We start from the raw sequence: 13,361 nt of genomic DNA, 5'->3' as shown, positions 1-13,361 counted from the left end.
ATGTCTACCGTTCACTGGAGTCCTGCCGAAATCGAAGCGGCCGTAGATGCTTACTCCGCCGTTTTCGAACGGCGCAACAGGGGTGAGGTGGTGCCTCTACGGCCCGTGTTCGAAGCGCTGGCCAGCCAATACGGCCGTTCCACCAGCGCCTACCAATACCGGTTTCGGAATATCTCGCACGTACTGGCCGTGATGGGCCTGGCGTGGCTACCAGGCCAGCCGCCAGCCGAGCACGTTGGGCCGACGGCAGAGGCTACCATCCGGCAGGTGATTGAAGCGAAGAACTACTTTGGGGAAGAACTGGTCGAGCCCACGGCTGACCCGGCGCAGCTCGAACGCAGAACGCGGGCCTTGCTGCTACGCGGTGTCCCCAGTGCGCCATTGGGAAGGAAGGAACCGCAACGGGTGACCACGTCGGTGGAGCGTTTCGTGCGTGACCCGGCCGTCAAGGCAGCGGTGCTGGAGGCCGCAGTTGGGAATTGTGAAAATTGCGGGCAGCCTGCTCCTTTTGTGCAGGAAGATGGCACGCCGTTCTTAGAGGTTCATCACGTCAAATGGCTGGCCCAAGGTGGGAGTGACACCGTCACTAACGCCGTAGCTATTTGCCCCAATTGCCACCGCCAATTTCACTATGGAATCGACAAGGAGCATCTCGCCACCAGTTTGATAGGTCGCATCGCACGCCTGGTATCGGAGTCCTAGACGCATAGGTATAAGCTGTGCTACTTGTGCATCCAGCGGATTTGGCTATGCTATTTTGTAACAACCAACTATAAACCTCAAATGGAAAAAGAAATCCTGGAAGAAGAGCCTTATCTGCCGGTGCATTCTGTTAAAAAAGTGCTTGATGGTTTTAAGGAAAATATGCATTCCATAACTTATTTTTTTAATAATTTCGGTGAACTGGCACACAAGGCAGATTTTGATGAGGCAATGGCAGCCAAGGACGAAATGGCAGCAAAATTCGATAGCATTGGAATAGGCATTGAATCCTTGATGAGTGGTGAACTTGGCAAAGAAGGATTTATGAATGCGATGAATGAGGCCTTGGAGAATCAGCCTGATGATTTAGAGGAATTGTTAGTGGCACTCGATTCGAACGTGCCTTTTGCAAAGAATTTCGGCATTCTTTCCAGAAGTTCATTTTTGATGCTGAATAATTACTTCGAATACCTTTTGGCTGATTTGCTATCTTACTACTACAACAAATACCAAAATAGCCTGGATGATAAAAAATTCGATTTCACATTGCGGGAAATAAACGAATACGACAGCATAAAGGAGGCTTCGAAAGCCTTCATAGTTAAAGTCGTCGAATCGATGCTAGTAGAGCTTTCCTTTACCGACCTCATCAAGCACTTCGACTCAGTGCTTAAAATAAGCAGTGAAAGCGACAGTATCAATTGGGATTTAATCAACGAATGCCGTGAACGTCGCCATCTGATTGTACACAACTCGTCCGTTGTCAATAAGAAGTATCTTACTCGTACAAAGAACCCCTTCAAACTCAATGTCGGTGACACGGTTAGCATCAGCCAAGACTACTTTTTGCGAGCTTGCAACGAGTTTTACCTAGCAGGGTTACTGTTGTCTTACAATTGTTGGGGAAAATGGGATAGCGAAGAAATCGACGAATGTGTAGGTGATATACTTGATGAATCGGTAAAGCTACTTATTCGTAAAGACTATGAAACCAACTACCGGCTTGCCAATTACGCCACAAAAAATATCGAGCCGCGTAGTGAAGACCAGGAGGACTTGCTTAGCCGAATAAACGTCAATCGACTCATAAGCCTTAAAAAACAGGGCAAGCAGGCAGCGCTTGCCAAAGAGTTGAAAAAAATAAAAATTGGTACGGCTGCGCCAATTTTCAAATTAGCACACGCAATCCTATCGGACAATCACGAAAACATCGTCGTGCTCTTCCGGCGAGCTATTGCAGCGGAAGAGATGGATGCGACCCACTATCTAGAGTGGCCCATATTCGAGTTCCTACATGATGTAGATGCTGTGCACGAAGCCGTCAAAATCGAGTTGAGTATAGTTGAAGAATCGAGCACTAAAGACGAAGTTATCGATTACCAAATCTGATAAACGGAAATGGTGTTTCAGACTGGAAACGTATCTGCGAAGAAGCCAATCCGCATCGTTATAAGTCGGTTTATGGGAACAGATGGCTGTTAGCTGTTTTAAACTGCTCCACCGCCTTGGCACATTCTTCGAAGTACTCGTTGAGTGACGACCTCACAGTGGCAGCTGTGTGCACCAATGATTGGTCGGCGTAGATAGTCAATTCGAACATCGAGTTTTCGTCTGCCTCCAGCGTCGCTTTTCCCTCATCGTTCGGTGTAAAGAGGTAGACTCGATTGAGTCGAAAGCTGCGAACTACATCGATTCTGAACTGAGAGACGAGGTCAATAAATTCTTGTTCGTGCGCCCCGACATCAAGCAAGAACCATGAGGAGAAAAGGTGGTTTATATCGATTTTGTACCCGTTGACTATGTCTTCCCAATCCCGATTGTATACGAACTTGTCAATGTGTTCGACACCGCTGTTTACTGCCCGAAAAATTCTGATGAAAGGAACAGATTCGAGTGCCAGTTTGAACCTGTCGAATCCAGCGACGGCGTCCTGCTCCTCCTGTTTTATTATAGAAGCTAGGTCGGCATACTGCTTTGCAGCCTCTTCGCGTGTCCGTTTCCGCGGCACACCTTGACGAGAACCGTGCAGGTAAGGAGTATAATAGTCATAATGGTCTTTGTCGTAATGGTCGCTGTAAGGGTGGTAGGGACGGACGATGACATCGAACGAATAGCTTTGACCATCCTCTAGGCACCACCCGTGGCCTAGTGCCTTCGCTACCCACGCCGAAGAAACACGAGGGGGTTCGTTAGAAGGAAACATGTAGTCCAGGTCCCAGTTGTAACCACCATTCTTGTCGTCGAAATTGACGGAGCGAATTCGGATGAAATGGCCTTCTCCTAGTTGCGCATCGATTTTTTCGATGTCGTTTATGCGCGCATCAATGCTGGAGAAGTGGCCGGGGTCGGTGGAGCCTATTCTATTCGACAGATGAAAGTGATAGCCTCGGTAGTTCGTTATCCATTCGTTCGGCCGTTCGGTGGCATAGACTTCCCAAGTAGAATTTCTACTCGATACGGGAAAGAATAGCTGGGCCACTCGCCAAAGTATAGGCGTCGACAGCTTCTGTTCTATTATCGTTGCATCCCAGTAGGCGGCTGTTATCCGCACAGTGGGGTTGTTTGTAATGCCTTCTAACCTGTTGACTACGCCGGAGGAGGGTACGGTGCTACAAACCAATAAATAGGCATCGGCCCCATGCTGACCGCAGGAAGAAATGATGTCGTCCAAATCGCCGACGCCGACGCTACCCCCGCCGTGCGCGTTGTGCTTACATTGGATAAGCCACGTTTTGCGGTCGGCCTGGAATTCACTGGGACGGTCTTCGTAGCATATCATGTCGCGGCCTCCATCGGGGCCCTTTCCGCTCCAATGCACATGGAATCCTTTAACCAATAGGAGCTCTCGAATCAATAGTTCGAATGCATCGCCGTCTTTAGGCAACTCTTTAAAATCGAGCATCAGTTCGGTCGGTTATGCCCTACGCGTAGCAAGCTGAGCGTTTCTTCATTGGCCTCCAGCAGCGCTTAGGCCATAATGAGTTGCTGACAGAGATTTGTTATTGCGCTGCGCGAATGAGCTCAAGAATTGCCTCTCGTGTTTCGCTAACATGATAGACGCCATTGCCTACGACTAGAGTAATGGCTGTAACGGGACGGTTATTTTTGAACTCTCCTTTTAACAAGGCAATCGAGTAGATGCCAACTGTGAATTTACCGCCATCGAAGAAAGTGAGTTCGATAAAGCCTTTGGGGTGTGGAGCGGTTGTTCGCGTATCCATTTTTCAGATTAGTTATTAGTTTAGGCGGTTATACCCCGCCCAGAAGGCTTCAGTTGCTGCCCCTAGTGGCACACCCAGCATGGCTCCATGCGGGCCTGCGCGGTGCGCAGGGCAATCTTGTCAATTGTAGCCGAGCAGTTCTCCAGGCCGCGGCAGGTAGGGGAGGCGTGGTACTTGACGGTGTAGCCGCTGGCGCAGTAGTAGGCCACGGGCGTGGCTTTGGGCTTCGGTGCAATGCGGCGGTGACCTACTGGCTGCGGAGCTGCTTTGGGGTGGGGTGCCTGGGTTGGCGCGTTGAGCAGGCAGGAGAGCAATGGTAGAAGTGTGAGCATGAGGCTACGCCGCCTTCCCCAACTCCCGCTCCGGCGCGGCTGCCCCTATCTGCTGGACTTGGCTACCAGGCTGCATCGGCTGCCCGAGCCGGCGCACCTGGCCACCGGGTTGCACCGGCTGCTGCTCCCACCGCTGAGGTGCGCCGCCCAAGGCCTTGGGCTCTGGCTCGTTCGCGACGGTCACATGCAAATGCAGGTGTTTGTGGTTGTGATAATTGAGGTTGTTGCGTTGCTTGTTGCGATACCCGTTCTGATTGACAACGCCGATTTGCATCTGCAAGGCATTAACCATCCGGTCAGCGCACTGTCTGCCGAGTGCTGCGGTTAAGTAGTCCACCAGAGGCGGCCCCAATGCCTTGAACAAGGCATACATCTCCGATTGCGTTAGTTCTCCGGTTTCATAAATTTCCACCAGCCGCGCGCGTGGAATCTGTGTCTTGCGGCTTAGGCGAAGCACATTAGTGCCGAGGCGCTTGAGCAACTGCTGTAGTGCCGGAGGGATGGTAGATTTTCTGGGCATGCAAGTGGGTAGGAAGTAGAAGGAAGAGCCAAAAAAGACGTGCCCCCAAAGCCAGTACCGTACAGTACAACTTTGGGGGCACTAAGTAGCAGAAAAAACTTGAGCTTTTTAGCTTAAAGTATTAGAAATGGCAATTCTAATATTGGGAAAGTGCTTCAACTGTCTGCAAGTGCTTAGTAAGCTACTATTGCCCCAGCGTTACAGGGCTGGATTTTAGGGGCGCACGTCGGTGAAGGTGCCATCGGTGAAGCTGACCGGTATGGGTAGGTAGGAGTTGTTACTCGAGAAAGTGCCGGAATAGCCCCCGCTGGGGGAAGTGGTCACCGACCATGAATTTACGCCGTAGGACGCTTCCACCATCCCGTTGACGACCCGTTGAAGTTGGACGGGCGTGTAGCCAGAAACCGGCCGGTTGCTGTCCTTGCGGAAGATGAGCCGTAGGGCCTCCGGGCCCGTTGCGGGTTGGGGCTTGGTGGTGAGCACGAGGGTCAACACGTCCACGCCGATGCTGCTTTGCACCAAGGCGGTGGCGGTGCAGTCGGTCGGCCTTCCGTTATACACGTAGTGGCCCTCGTTGCGGCCCACGCTGGGGGCAGGGGGAGGGGCTGGGTCTTCTTTCTTGGAGCAGCCCATGGTGCTGAACAGGAGCGCAGCGGATAGAAGCAGGCGTAGATGCATAGGAAATTAATTGGGCCGGTTGAACTGGCTGCGCAGCAGCGAAAGCATCTCCTCCTTGGCCGCGATGAGTTGGTCCTTCATCGACAGTTGCTGGCGGAGGAACTCTACCTCGGCCTTGTAGGCGTCGCGTTCCCTTTCGCATTCGGATAAGACGATGTTGGTCTGCTCGGCCTTGCCAATGCTACCACCAACTATGCCGCCCTTGTTGCCTTTTACTATCTGCTTATTCTTGCTGCCCGCTTGATTGATTTTTCCAGTCTGCGAGATACTACCTGCGGGGTCAGATAAGAAAGGTTCGCCTTGGCCAGTAAGTAACCAAGCGGGATTAATGCTTCCGAAGTGAAGCATTATTTTTTCTAGATAATCAGCTTTCGGCTGTGCAAAACGTGGCTCTAGGTAGTTCTGGGTGTTATTGTCTGGCACCCCTACGGCACGGCTAAAGTCTCTGGCGCTCAAGGATAGAGCGTCGAGTAGAAATTTTATTCGCTGATTAATAGGCTTTTCCACTATAAGTAATCATGTTCTTACTATAAGTGGTGTACTACTAATAGTAAGACTGCGTATGTTTGTGCAGTGTACAGTACAGAGCGGCTGCAAGAAAGCAACTGCCGGATGAATTGTGCCAAACACGAATCATGACCGAGCGTCAGAAGTACCTGCGGCTGCTCTCCCTCGTCATTGAGGACTTGCCTAGCGATTCCGTTGATACCGCCGTGCGCGACGGCTACGAGGCCAAGACCACCATGCTCAACAACGTGCGCATAGGCCGCGTGATGAACCTGGAACACCTCGTGGCGCTGGTGGGCTACGGCCTGCCCAAGTACCAGATTCCGGCCGAGCTGCTGCCGGCCCCCGTCCCCGTTCCCCTCGGCCTGTAATGGAAGCGCCGGCACCCTACCACGCGGCCCCCAAGGGCCCCCGCGACCTCTCGGCGCCGCTGGCCGCGTGGCTGCGCACGCAGGGCTTCACGGCCGTGGAGCAGGTGCGCCCGACGATGGCCACTGTGGCCGCCCACTGGCACGGCCCGCAGGGCGAGCGGTTCCAGCTCGACTACACCTGGCTCAGCGGCCCGGTGCCCGGCGCTACCTGCTGGCTCACGGTGCAATACCCCGGTCAGCTGCAGCCCGAAACGCTGTTCACCGGCCAGCAGGTGCGCCGCCTCCGCGAGGCCCGCCAGTTGCTGCTCGGCAGCGTGCGCTACGCCAACGCCCGTCTGCTGGCACCCATCGTCAGCCCTTCTTCCTGTTCCTAATCGCTTTTCTTTACTCCATGCAAGCCACCCTCCACCTGCCCGGCGCCGCCCCGCGCCTCCTCACCGGTTCCGAACTCGCCACCCTGGGCATCCACGCGGGCGCCGGGGGCCCGGCGCTGGACTTTGTCGCCGCCGCGCCCGCCCTGCGCGCGCTGCTGGGCACGGCCATCCCGGTCGAGACGTTCGCCGGCGGCCCAGGTTACCTCATCCTGGTGCCGGAAAACGCGGCCGACTACGATTTCGGCCTCACGCCCAGCGCCTCGGCCGACGTTGAGCGCCTGACCGGGGTGGCCATTGACGAGGAGGACCCGCTGACCGGGCCGCTGCTCATCATCGAGGCCTAAGCTTCCTGGAGTAGGAAATCCGACGCGTGTGCGCCGGCCGCCAGCCCCCTGGCAGTCGGCGGACGGTACCCCCATGCCCTTTGGTTTTTACCATCGTTTTACTTAACCGGTTCACTTTCATGCACCTGAACACCGACCCCGCCGTGCCGATGCGCAAGCCCTGCATCCGCGATTTGGCCACCCTCACCGCCACGCTGCTGCCCCCGGCGCTGGTGCAGCTCACGCCCCTGAAGCAGCTGCGCCGACGGGTGCGCGAAATCAACGCCACCCACCCGCACTACCAGGAAGAAACCCCGCTGGTGCTGGCCTGGGAAGAGCAGCGCCGCGAGCGCCTGCGCGGCGAGCTTACGGTGGCGGGCCGCGGGGCCCCGGCGCCGGCTTCGGCCCCGCAGTTTCGGCCCGCGTCGGCATGAAAAAGTTCGCCACCCGCGTCTCGCTCACCGACGCGCGCACCGGCAAGCGCCTGCGCCTCGACGCGCTGCCGGCGGGCGCGGCCCTCGTGGAGCCCATCCTGGGCTACTGCTACCAGGCGGGCCACCTGACGGTGTACGTCAACGGCTCGATGCCGCTCGACCTGCGCGCCGCCCACCAGGACGGCCGCACCGACGCCGAAATGTGGCTCGTGCAGCCCCTGCCCACCGGCATCCGCGAAATCGACTGGACCGACTGCCGCCACGATTTCCAACTGCTTTTGCCCGACACCCCTCAAGCTGCCTGACCTGCCATGACTGCCGCCGATTTGCTGACCGTGGGCTTTTTCGACCAGTGGGCCCGCGCCCTGCTCGCCCGCGTGGAGGCCCGCCCCGCCGCCACCGCCGCCCCCAGCGAGGTGGTGCTCTACAGCATCGCCAAGCTGGCGGCCGTCTGCGACGTGGACGTGGCCACCGTGCGCCGCTGGCTCAAAACCGGCAAAACCGGCCGCAGCGGCCAGCCCATCACGCTCCAGGCCTACTACTTCACCTCCGAGGCCCGCATTCCCTGGCCCGCGCTGCTGGCCTACGAGCGCGGCGAGGCCTTCGACCTCTCCACGCTGCCCGCTCCGGTGCTCTCGGCACCCGAAGAGGTGCGCCCGGCCGTGCCGCCCCGCCCCGAGCCGGCCGCCGACGCCGAGAACCTGCGCCTGGCTTCCTGATTCCCGCCATCCCCTTTCTCTCTTTCTTAAGCATGGTTATCAACGTCTACACCTCGAACCCCGCCGACCAAGGGCTGGCCGGGTTCGCCGTGGCCCTGAGCCACAACCTGTGCCGCCCGGTGCAGCTGCTGCCCCTCTCCCAGCTGCCCCTGCCCGACCCGCTGCGCCGGCAGGCCCTGCGCGTCGAGCACGCCGAGCTGGTCGAGTCCATCGCCCAGGTCGAGCACGACCTGGAGCGCCTGGCCTACGGCGACGTGCCGGCCGACGCCGGCCGCGAGAACGGCCTGAAAGCCGACCTGAACGCCCTGCAAACGCGCCTACGGGCGGTCAATGCCACGCTGGGACTGGGGAAAGGAGGGGAGGATAATGGCTAAGCAAGCGCACCAAATTGGGTGGGCCAGCACCAAGCCAGGCCGCACCAAGTACCACTTTTACCAGGCCACCGGTGAGTCGTTGTGCAACTATCATCGCCAGCCCGGCGAGCTACACTTCGCCATGCCAAGAGACCTGCAGCCGCGGCAGTTCTGCGAGGCCTGCAACTCTCACCGCTATTCCGCCCTACGGCTGCAACTGTTGTTAGCCGAAGTGACCAAGCAGTACGACCCACGGGCATTTGAGGACGCATACCGCTTGGTCAAAGACGAAGTACTCGCGGCAAACCTGCCGGCTTTCAGCACCCTGGACCAGAATTTCTATTACGTGGGCGTCGGTCCTGCGCCCAGAGGCACCGGTTACTGGCTACACGAGCCCGTCGGCAATTTCCTAGACGTAGAAACGGCAAAGCGCTTTGCCCGCCGCTTTTTCGAAGCCACGAAGGGCACCGTGCCGCGCGGCTACTTAGACCCAATTGCGTGCTGCCGCGTGACGCTTATCGATGGCAAGCCGCCCGGTAAGCGCGACGTGGTGCTGGAGCTGCCGGAACAGGAAGGAGGGCCGAAGCATGGAGCCTAACGACACCCTCGTGGCCTTCACCAGCCTGTCGGAGGGCATGCAATCGGCCGTGGCCAAAACCATCAAGGACGAGATGGAAGGCCGCACCGGCATCCAGACCAAGGGCGTGGGCGAGTGGGTGCGCGTCATGACGCTGGGCGCCACCCAACTGCTCATCAACTACGCCACGCGCAAAATGAACGTGGAGCCCCAGAGCAAGGTGGTGCTGGAGCTGCTGGTCCGGCAGTACCTGCTCGTGGGCGTGAAGGCCCCGCAGTCATGAGCACCGGGTCCACCGCCTGGCCCGGCATGTTCACCCCGCCGGCCGAATTGCTCGAGTGGCTGAGTACGCAGCGCCCGCAGGACCGGGTCGGCCAGAAAGCCGTGGTCACCCTGCGCTGGCTGGTGCACGCGGAGCTGGAGCGCCGCGGGCCCGACCCGCCGCCGGGCCGCGCCGATTTCCCGCCGGACGACGGCCCCCGGGCCGACTAAGTTTTTTCCCCGAGCCCACCGAGGGCACCTGTGTGGAGCAGGCACCCGGCGTCGAAGCCGGTCGGAGCGCACAGGGTCTGCAGCCGCAGCTCCGGCGCCGGGTAGGAGGGGAGCACACGCCCCTTTGGTCTGGCGCCGCCTTTTTCCTTCGCTTTCCTCACCCCTCAGCACGTTCCCGAGAATGTTGCCACTCCCCCTTACCCTGGCCCAGGCCCGCCGGCTCTGGCACCAGGACTTCGAAGCCCGGTGCGCCGCCCTGCCGCTGCAGCTGCGCTGCCGCACCCACCGCGCCAAGGTCGACGCCGAGGGCCGCGTGCTCGTGCCGGCCCGCACCGAGCGCTACTACGTGCAGCCCAAGGCCGCCCCGGCCACGGCCAAGAACACGATGAGCGACTTGATTCTGCTCGGCATCCGCGCCCTGGAGCGCCAGAACCGCGATGGCCTGGACCTGCCGGGCCCGGTGGGCGCCGATGGCCGGCCCCAGCCCCCGAGCATTTCCGTCAACTGCAAGCTGCTGGCCGAGCGCTGCTCGATGTCGGCGCGCTCGGTGCGCACCCACCTGGACCTGCTACTGAAAATGGGCGCGCTCACGGCCAAGGCCTGGCACGGCACGCGCGCCGATTTCGAGCTGTGGATAAACCCGAAATACCTGTGGCAAACCCCCGAAAACGCGCCAGAAAGCGATTTGGACCGCCTGCAAATCGGCGCGATTCTCCAGGGTGAGCAAACAAAATTTCCACTTAGTGTAGCATTTGAAACACCTGAGACACGGAAACGGGAAACTAGCCAGGTGGAAAAATTACTGCCGCACGAGGCTCCGGCCGGCGGCGCGGCACCGGGACTGGCAACACCGACTGGCAACACAGGGCCGCAGGCCGACGCGGAACGGCCCGCCCTGGCGCCGGAAACCGCTTCCGCCGGGGCGCGGCGCCAGCCTCGGGCCACCGCCCGGAAAATGGCCCAGCCCGCGCCCAGCGCGCCAAAAACGGGTATTCCCCGCGCCGAGCAGCTGCGGCTGGTGATGGCGCTCTGGGCCTACGCCCGGGTGCAGCTCTACGGCGGGATGGCCTTCGACGAGCAGCAGCACCGAAAGGCCCAGAACGCCATCTGGGCCGGGGTTTTCGCCCGCTTCCAGGCTGAGCTCAGCCCTAGCGAATGGCAGCTCTACCTGCAGCAGGCCCTCGAGCGCATCGACCTGGTGGCCGACTGGCTCAAGCGGGACCCCGGCCGCTTCCTGCCGGCTCCCTACGCCGAACTGGTGCAGGGCCGCGGCTACTTCGACCGCGAAAACACCCAGGGCTTCGTGAGCACCGAGGAGTGGCTGGCCCAGAAGATGCTGCGCCGCCACGAGTACCACGTGGCCACCACCCTGCGCCGGGCCGGGGCCGAGCTGCGCGGCTGGCGCCTGAAAACGGCCAGCAAGCGCGTGCTGGCCCTGACCCTGTCGCAGCTCTACCACAAGCACCTGAAGAAAGTGCAGGCCCTGCGCGACCCCCGCGCGCTGGACAAGTTCTACCTCATCGCCGCCGGCGGCAAAGCCTGCGGCAAACTCGCCGACTAATCCTGATTCCATTTCATCCCCTTTCTCCACTACCCATGCCCTTTACTCCCTCGGCCGCTGGCCAGAAACTCAAAGAAGCCGCTTCGGTGAAGCTGCTGGTCTACTTCAAGGACGGCAACGCCCGCACCTGGTACGGCCGCCCCAACGCCTCGTCCTACACGCCGGCCGACCCGCGCGAGCTGGAGATAAAGCGCCTGAAGCGCTACGCCGACAGCGTGCAGGCGCGCATCAACGTGGCCATGCTCTACGACCTGCGCACGGGCCAGGAGATTGCCCGGATGAAAAACGGGGCCTGGTCGTGAGCCTGGCCCACCTCGACCAGGTCATTGCCCTCGAGCACGGCCAGGCGCGTCAGCTTTTCTGGGAAATCGGCAACGTGCTGCGCCGGGTCGCCCTCGGCTCCGCGCGGCAGCCGCCCCGGCGAGTGGAGGCCGCCTTGTTTCTGGCCTTGCCGGTGCTCCAGCGCGTGGCCCGGCGGCTCTACCGCGTGGCGCAGCGGGAAGCCGATGCCCTGGGGCCACCCCGCCGACGGCCGTGGCGTTTCCGCCTGAAGCCGGAGGAAGTCGTGGCCATCGTGCTGCACGTGCTGCCCGGCGCGACCGGCGCTTTGCCAGAACTGGGCAAAGTGCAGCAGCAAAGCCTGAATCTGACGCAGTGGGTGCGGTTTTCTCCGGATTGAATGCCTGCGCGCCCGGCGTTGTTTGGCGCGCAGGCGGCCCTTCCGGCGCTCCTTTCATTCCCGTTATTTCCTGCAGTATGCCCCACGGTTACGCGCCCCCGCGCCAAGCGGCTTGTGCGACTTATTCGTCCTTTCCCTCACGACCCCTGCGCACGAGGTTTGTGCCTTCCAAGTCTGCTCCCCACGTGAAGAGAATCGATTTTCCCATCCGCCCCTACCTGCTCAAGTACTTGCAGGTGCATCTCAAGCTGGCCCGTATCGGCGAGGACCCGCTCCAGCTCGAAGATTACGTGCTCTCGAAAGCCAACCGCTTCGGCCTGGCGCTGGACCTGCTGCTGCGCAAGCCGGTGAAATCGGCCCGCCACGAGGGCAGCATCGACGACTGCACGGCCACGCTGGGGGTCAATCTGCGCAATTTCAACGCGGCGTACTTTGACCTGACCCGCGGCAAGCTCACGCCCTACGCCATCTTCCAGTTCAACGACACGGTGGACGACCACTTCAATGCCGAGCTCTACTGGTGGGTGGGCAAGCACGTTGACCGGCGGGCCACCATCAAGGATGCCATCCGCTCCTTCATGGTCTTCTACGACATCATGGAGGACGACCGCAGTTATGAGTCGCTACGCAAGCTGGTTCAGCGCAACGCCGAGTTGGTGCCCAAGAAAAAAAAGAAAGCCAAACCCGAGAATTTTTCGATGAATTCGTCCCAAAAAATCGGCGAAGTGTCTCGAAAAAAGGGCGTTGTGTCCCAAAAAATCGGCGTTATGTCTCACAAGGATATGTTCAGGTCTGTGCGTGAGCAACTTATGAGGCTGCCGATTGCGCTCTTCGAGACCGAATTCTACCATGCTCGCTCCTAACGCCTACAGCTTTCGGAACGTGGTGCAGGAGCCGGCCGACAACCTGGGCGGCATCGAGGCGCTGTGGTACGCCCGCGCGGCTGACCTGCTCCACTTCCCGGCCCTCGGTGAGCTGGCCATCACCGAAAACCTGCAGCTGGCGCCCGGCGCGTTCTGGTACCAGCTGGTGAGCGTGCGCCACACGGTGCGCTACAAGCAGACGCCGGTGGCGCTGGCCCGGCACGCCGACGTGTACGGCCAGGCGCTGACCGGCACGCTGGCCCGCCACACGGCGGCCCTGGCCGCCGGTCTCGAAGCGCTGGCGGGCCAGGAGCTGGTGGTGCTCTACCGCGACCGCAACGGCGAGGTGCAGCTCGTGGGCACGCCCGAGCAGCCGCTGAGCTGGAAGGACACCTACGACTCCGGCCTCGACGCGCTCACCCGCAACAACTACGACTGGACCCTCTCGGGCCAAACGCCGCGCCGGGCCCGGCCCTACCTGGGCACCTGGGACGTGTCGGCCGTGGGGCTGCAGGGCGGCCTCGTGCTGCAGGGCCAGGGCGGGCAAGTCCTCATCCGCGACCGGCGCGGCAATATCATGGCCACCGTGGCCGCCGGCAGCACCGTGGTGTTGCGCTCGGGCTTCCGGGTGGCCTTCAGCATCACTTAATTTTTT

General features: G+C 59.9%; 23 protein-coding genes. 17 read left to right on the top strand and 6 right to left on the bottom strand.

Going from position 1 to position 13,361, the window contains the following annotated elements:
* Positions 1-702 carry an HNH endonuclease gene (locus Q4S41_RS16435; protein WP_305032218.1) on the top strand — a complete coding sequence of 234 codons (702 nt, stop codon included), beginning with the start codon at positions 1-3 and terminating at the stop codon, positions 700-702.
* 81 nt (positions 703-783) lie between these two features.
* Positions 784-2,091, top strand: a complete 1,308-nt coding sequence (locus Q4S41_RS16430; protein ID WP_305032217.1) for a hypothetical protein — start codon at positions 784-786, stop codon at positions 2,089-2,091.
* Positions 2,092-2,161: 70 nt separating this feature from the next.
* Here Q4S41_RS16430 and Q4S41_RS16425 read toward each other — a convergent pair whose 3' ends face one another.
* From Q4S41_RS16425 to Q4S41_RS16400, 6 genes are all read right to left on the bottom strand, one after another.
* Positions 2,162-3,604, bottom strand: a complete 1,443-nt coding sequence (locus tag Q4S41_RS16425; protein WP_305032216.1) for a restriction endonuclease — start codon at positions 3,602-3,604, stop codon at positions 2,162-2,164.
* Positions 3,605-3,701: 97 nt separating this feature from the next.
* A complete protein-coding gene (locus tag Q4S41_RS16420) occupies positions 3,702-3,923 on the bottom strand; it encodes a hypothetical protein (protein WP_305032215.1) in 222 nt (73 codons plus the stop codon).
* A 62-nt stretch (positions 3,924-3,985) separates the two neighbouring features.
* A complete protein-coding gene (locus Q4S41_RS16415) occupies positions 3,986-4,255 on the bottom strand; it encodes a hypothetical protein (RefSeq protein WP_305032214.1) in 270 nt (89 codons plus the stop codon).
* A 4-nt stretch (positions 4,256-4,259) separates the two neighbouring features.
* Complete coding sequence (locus Q4S41_RS16410; protein ID WP_305032213.1) at positions 4,260-4,775, bottom strand: hypothetical protein; 516 nt, start codon at positions 4,773-4,775, stop codon at positions 4,260-4,262.
* A 213-nt stretch (positions 4,776-4,988) separates the two neighbouring features.
* Entirely contained in the window at positions 4,989-5,453 is a 465-nt protein-coding gene (locus Q4S41_RS16405; RefSeq protein ID WP_305032212.1) for a hypothetical protein, read from the bottom strand.
* Between the two features lie 6 nt (positions 5,454-5,459).
* Positions 5,460-5,960 (bottom strand): hypothetical protein, encoded by a 501-nt coding sequence (locus Q4S41_RS16400; RefSeq protein WP_305032211.1) that lies wholly within the window; start codon positions 5,958-5,960, stop codon positions 5,460-5,462.
* A 128-nt stretch (positions 5,961-6,088) separates the two neighbouring features.
* Between Q4S41_RS16400 and Q4S41_RS16395 the strand changes: the two genes are divergently transcribed.
* The 15 genes from Q4S41_RS16395 to Q4S41_RS16325 all read left to right on the top strand — a co-directional run bounded on the left by Q4S41_RS16395 (position 6,089) and on the right by Q4S41_RS16325 (position 13,355).
* Entirely contained in the window at positions 6,089-6,331 is a 243-nt protein-coding gene (locus Q4S41_RS16395; RefSeq protein WP_305032210.1) for a hypothetical protein, read from the top strand.
* Complete coding sequence (locus Q4S41_RS16390; protein WP_305032209.1) at positions 6,331-6,705, top strand: hypothetical protein; 375 nt, start codon at positions 6,331-6,333, stop codon at positions 6,703-6,705. Before Q4S41_RS16395 ends, Q4S41_RS16390 begins: the two co-directional genes overlap by 1 nt.
* 17 nt (positions 6,706-6,722) lie before the next feature.
* A complete protein-coding gene (locus tag Q4S41_RS16385; RefSeq protein ID WP_305032208.1) occupies positions 6,723-7,049 on the top strand; it encodes a hypothetical protein in 327 nt (108 codons plus the stop codon).
* Positions 7,050-7,168: 119 nt separating this feature from the next.
* A complete protein-coding gene (locus Q4S41_RS16380; RefSeq protein WP_305032207.1) occupies positions 7,169-7,462 on the top strand; it encodes a hypothetical protein in 294 nt (97 codons plus the stop codon).
* Positions 7,459-7,767 carry a hypothetical protein gene (locus Q4S41_RS16375; protein WP_305032206.1) on the top strand — a complete coding sequence of 103 codons (309 nt, stop codon included), beginning with the start codon at positions 7,459-7,461 and terminating at the stop codon, positions 7,765-7,767. The genes Q4S41_RS16380 and Q4S41_RS16375 overlap by 4 nt, the downstream gene beginning before the upstream one ends.
* A 6-nt stretch (positions 7,768-7,773) precedes the next feature.
* Positions 7,774-8,181 carry a hypothetical protein gene (locus Q4S41_RS16370; protein WP_305032205.1) on the top strand — a complete coding sequence of 136 codons (408 nt, stop codon included), beginning with the start codon at positions 7,774-7,776 and terminating at the stop codon, positions 8,179-8,181.
* A 32-nt stretch (positions 8,182-8,213) separates the two neighbouring features.
* Complete coding sequence (locus tag Q4S41_RS16365) at positions 8,214-8,555, top strand: hypothetical protein (RefSeq protein WP_305032204.1); 342 nt, start codon at positions 8,214-8,216, stop codon at positions 8,553-8,555.
* Positions 8,548-9,132: a hypothetical protein gene (locus Q4S41_RS16360; RefSeq protein WP_305032203.1), complete on the top strand. Its 585-nt coding sequence runs from the start codon at positions 8,548-8,550 to the stop codon at positions 9,130-9,132. Before Q4S41_RS16365 ends, Q4S41_RS16360 begins: the two co-directional genes overlap by 8 nt.
* Complete coding sequence (locus Q4S41_RS16355; RefSeq protein ID WP_305032202.1) at positions 9,122-9,394, top strand: hypothetical protein; 273 nt, start codon at positions 9,122-9,124, stop codon at positions 9,392-9,394. The genes Q4S41_RS16360 and Q4S41_RS16355 overlap by 11 nt, the downstream gene beginning before the upstream one ends.
* Positions 9,391-9,603, top strand: coding sequence for a hypothetical protein (locus Q4S41_RS16350; RefSeq protein WP_305032201.1), 213 nt, complete (start codon positions 9,391-9,393; stop codon positions 9,601-9,603). Before Q4S41_RS16355 ends, Q4S41_RS16350 begins: the two co-directional genes overlap by 4 nt.
* Positions 9,604-9,784: 181 nt before the next feature.
* Positions 9,785-11,164, top strand: a complete 1,380-nt coding sequence (locus Q4S41_RS16345; protein WP_305032200.1) for a hypothetical protein — start codon at positions 9,785-9,787, stop codon at positions 11,162-11,164.
* Between the two features lie 35 nt (positions 11,165-11,199).
* On the top strand, positions 11,200-11,466 hold the full coding sequence (locus Q4S41_RS16340; protein WP_305032199.1) for a hypothetical protein: 267 nt from the start codon (positions 11,200-11,202) through the stop codon (positions 11,464-11,466).
* Positions 11,463-11,843, top strand: a complete 381-nt coding sequence (locus Q4S41_RS16335) for a hypothetical protein (RefSeq protein WP_305032198.1) — start codon at positions 11,463-11,465, stop codon at positions 11,841-11,843. The genes Q4S41_RS16340 and Q4S41_RS16335 overlap by 4 nt, the downstream gene beginning before the upstream one ends.
* Positions 11,844-12,028: 185 nt before the next feature.
* On the top strand, positions 12,029-12,706 hold the full coding sequence (locus Q4S41_RS16330) for a hypothetical protein (RefSeq protein ID WP_305032197.1): 678 nt from the start codon (positions 12,029-12,031) through the stop codon (positions 12,704-12,706).
* The gene (locus tag Q4S41_RS16325) at positions 12,693-13,355 is read left to right on the top strand and encodes a hypothetical protein (RefSeq protein ID WP_305032196.1); all 663 of its coding nucleotides are present in this window, start codon (positions 12,693-12,695) and stop codon (positions 13,353-13,355) included. Before Q4S41_RS16330 ends, Q4S41_RS16325 begins: the two co-directional genes overlap by 14 nt.
* The last annotated feature ends 6 nt before the right edge of the window (positions 13,356-13,361 follow it).

Origin of the sequence: Hymenobacter convexus (assembly GCF_030580955.1) — a bacterium.
Lineage (GTDB): Bacteria > Bacteroidota > Bacteroidia > Cytophagales > Hymenobacteraceae > Hymenobacter.
The sequence above is the reverse complement of the archived record's forward strand: the minus strand, read 5'-3'. Positions and strand labels throughout refer to the sequence as shown.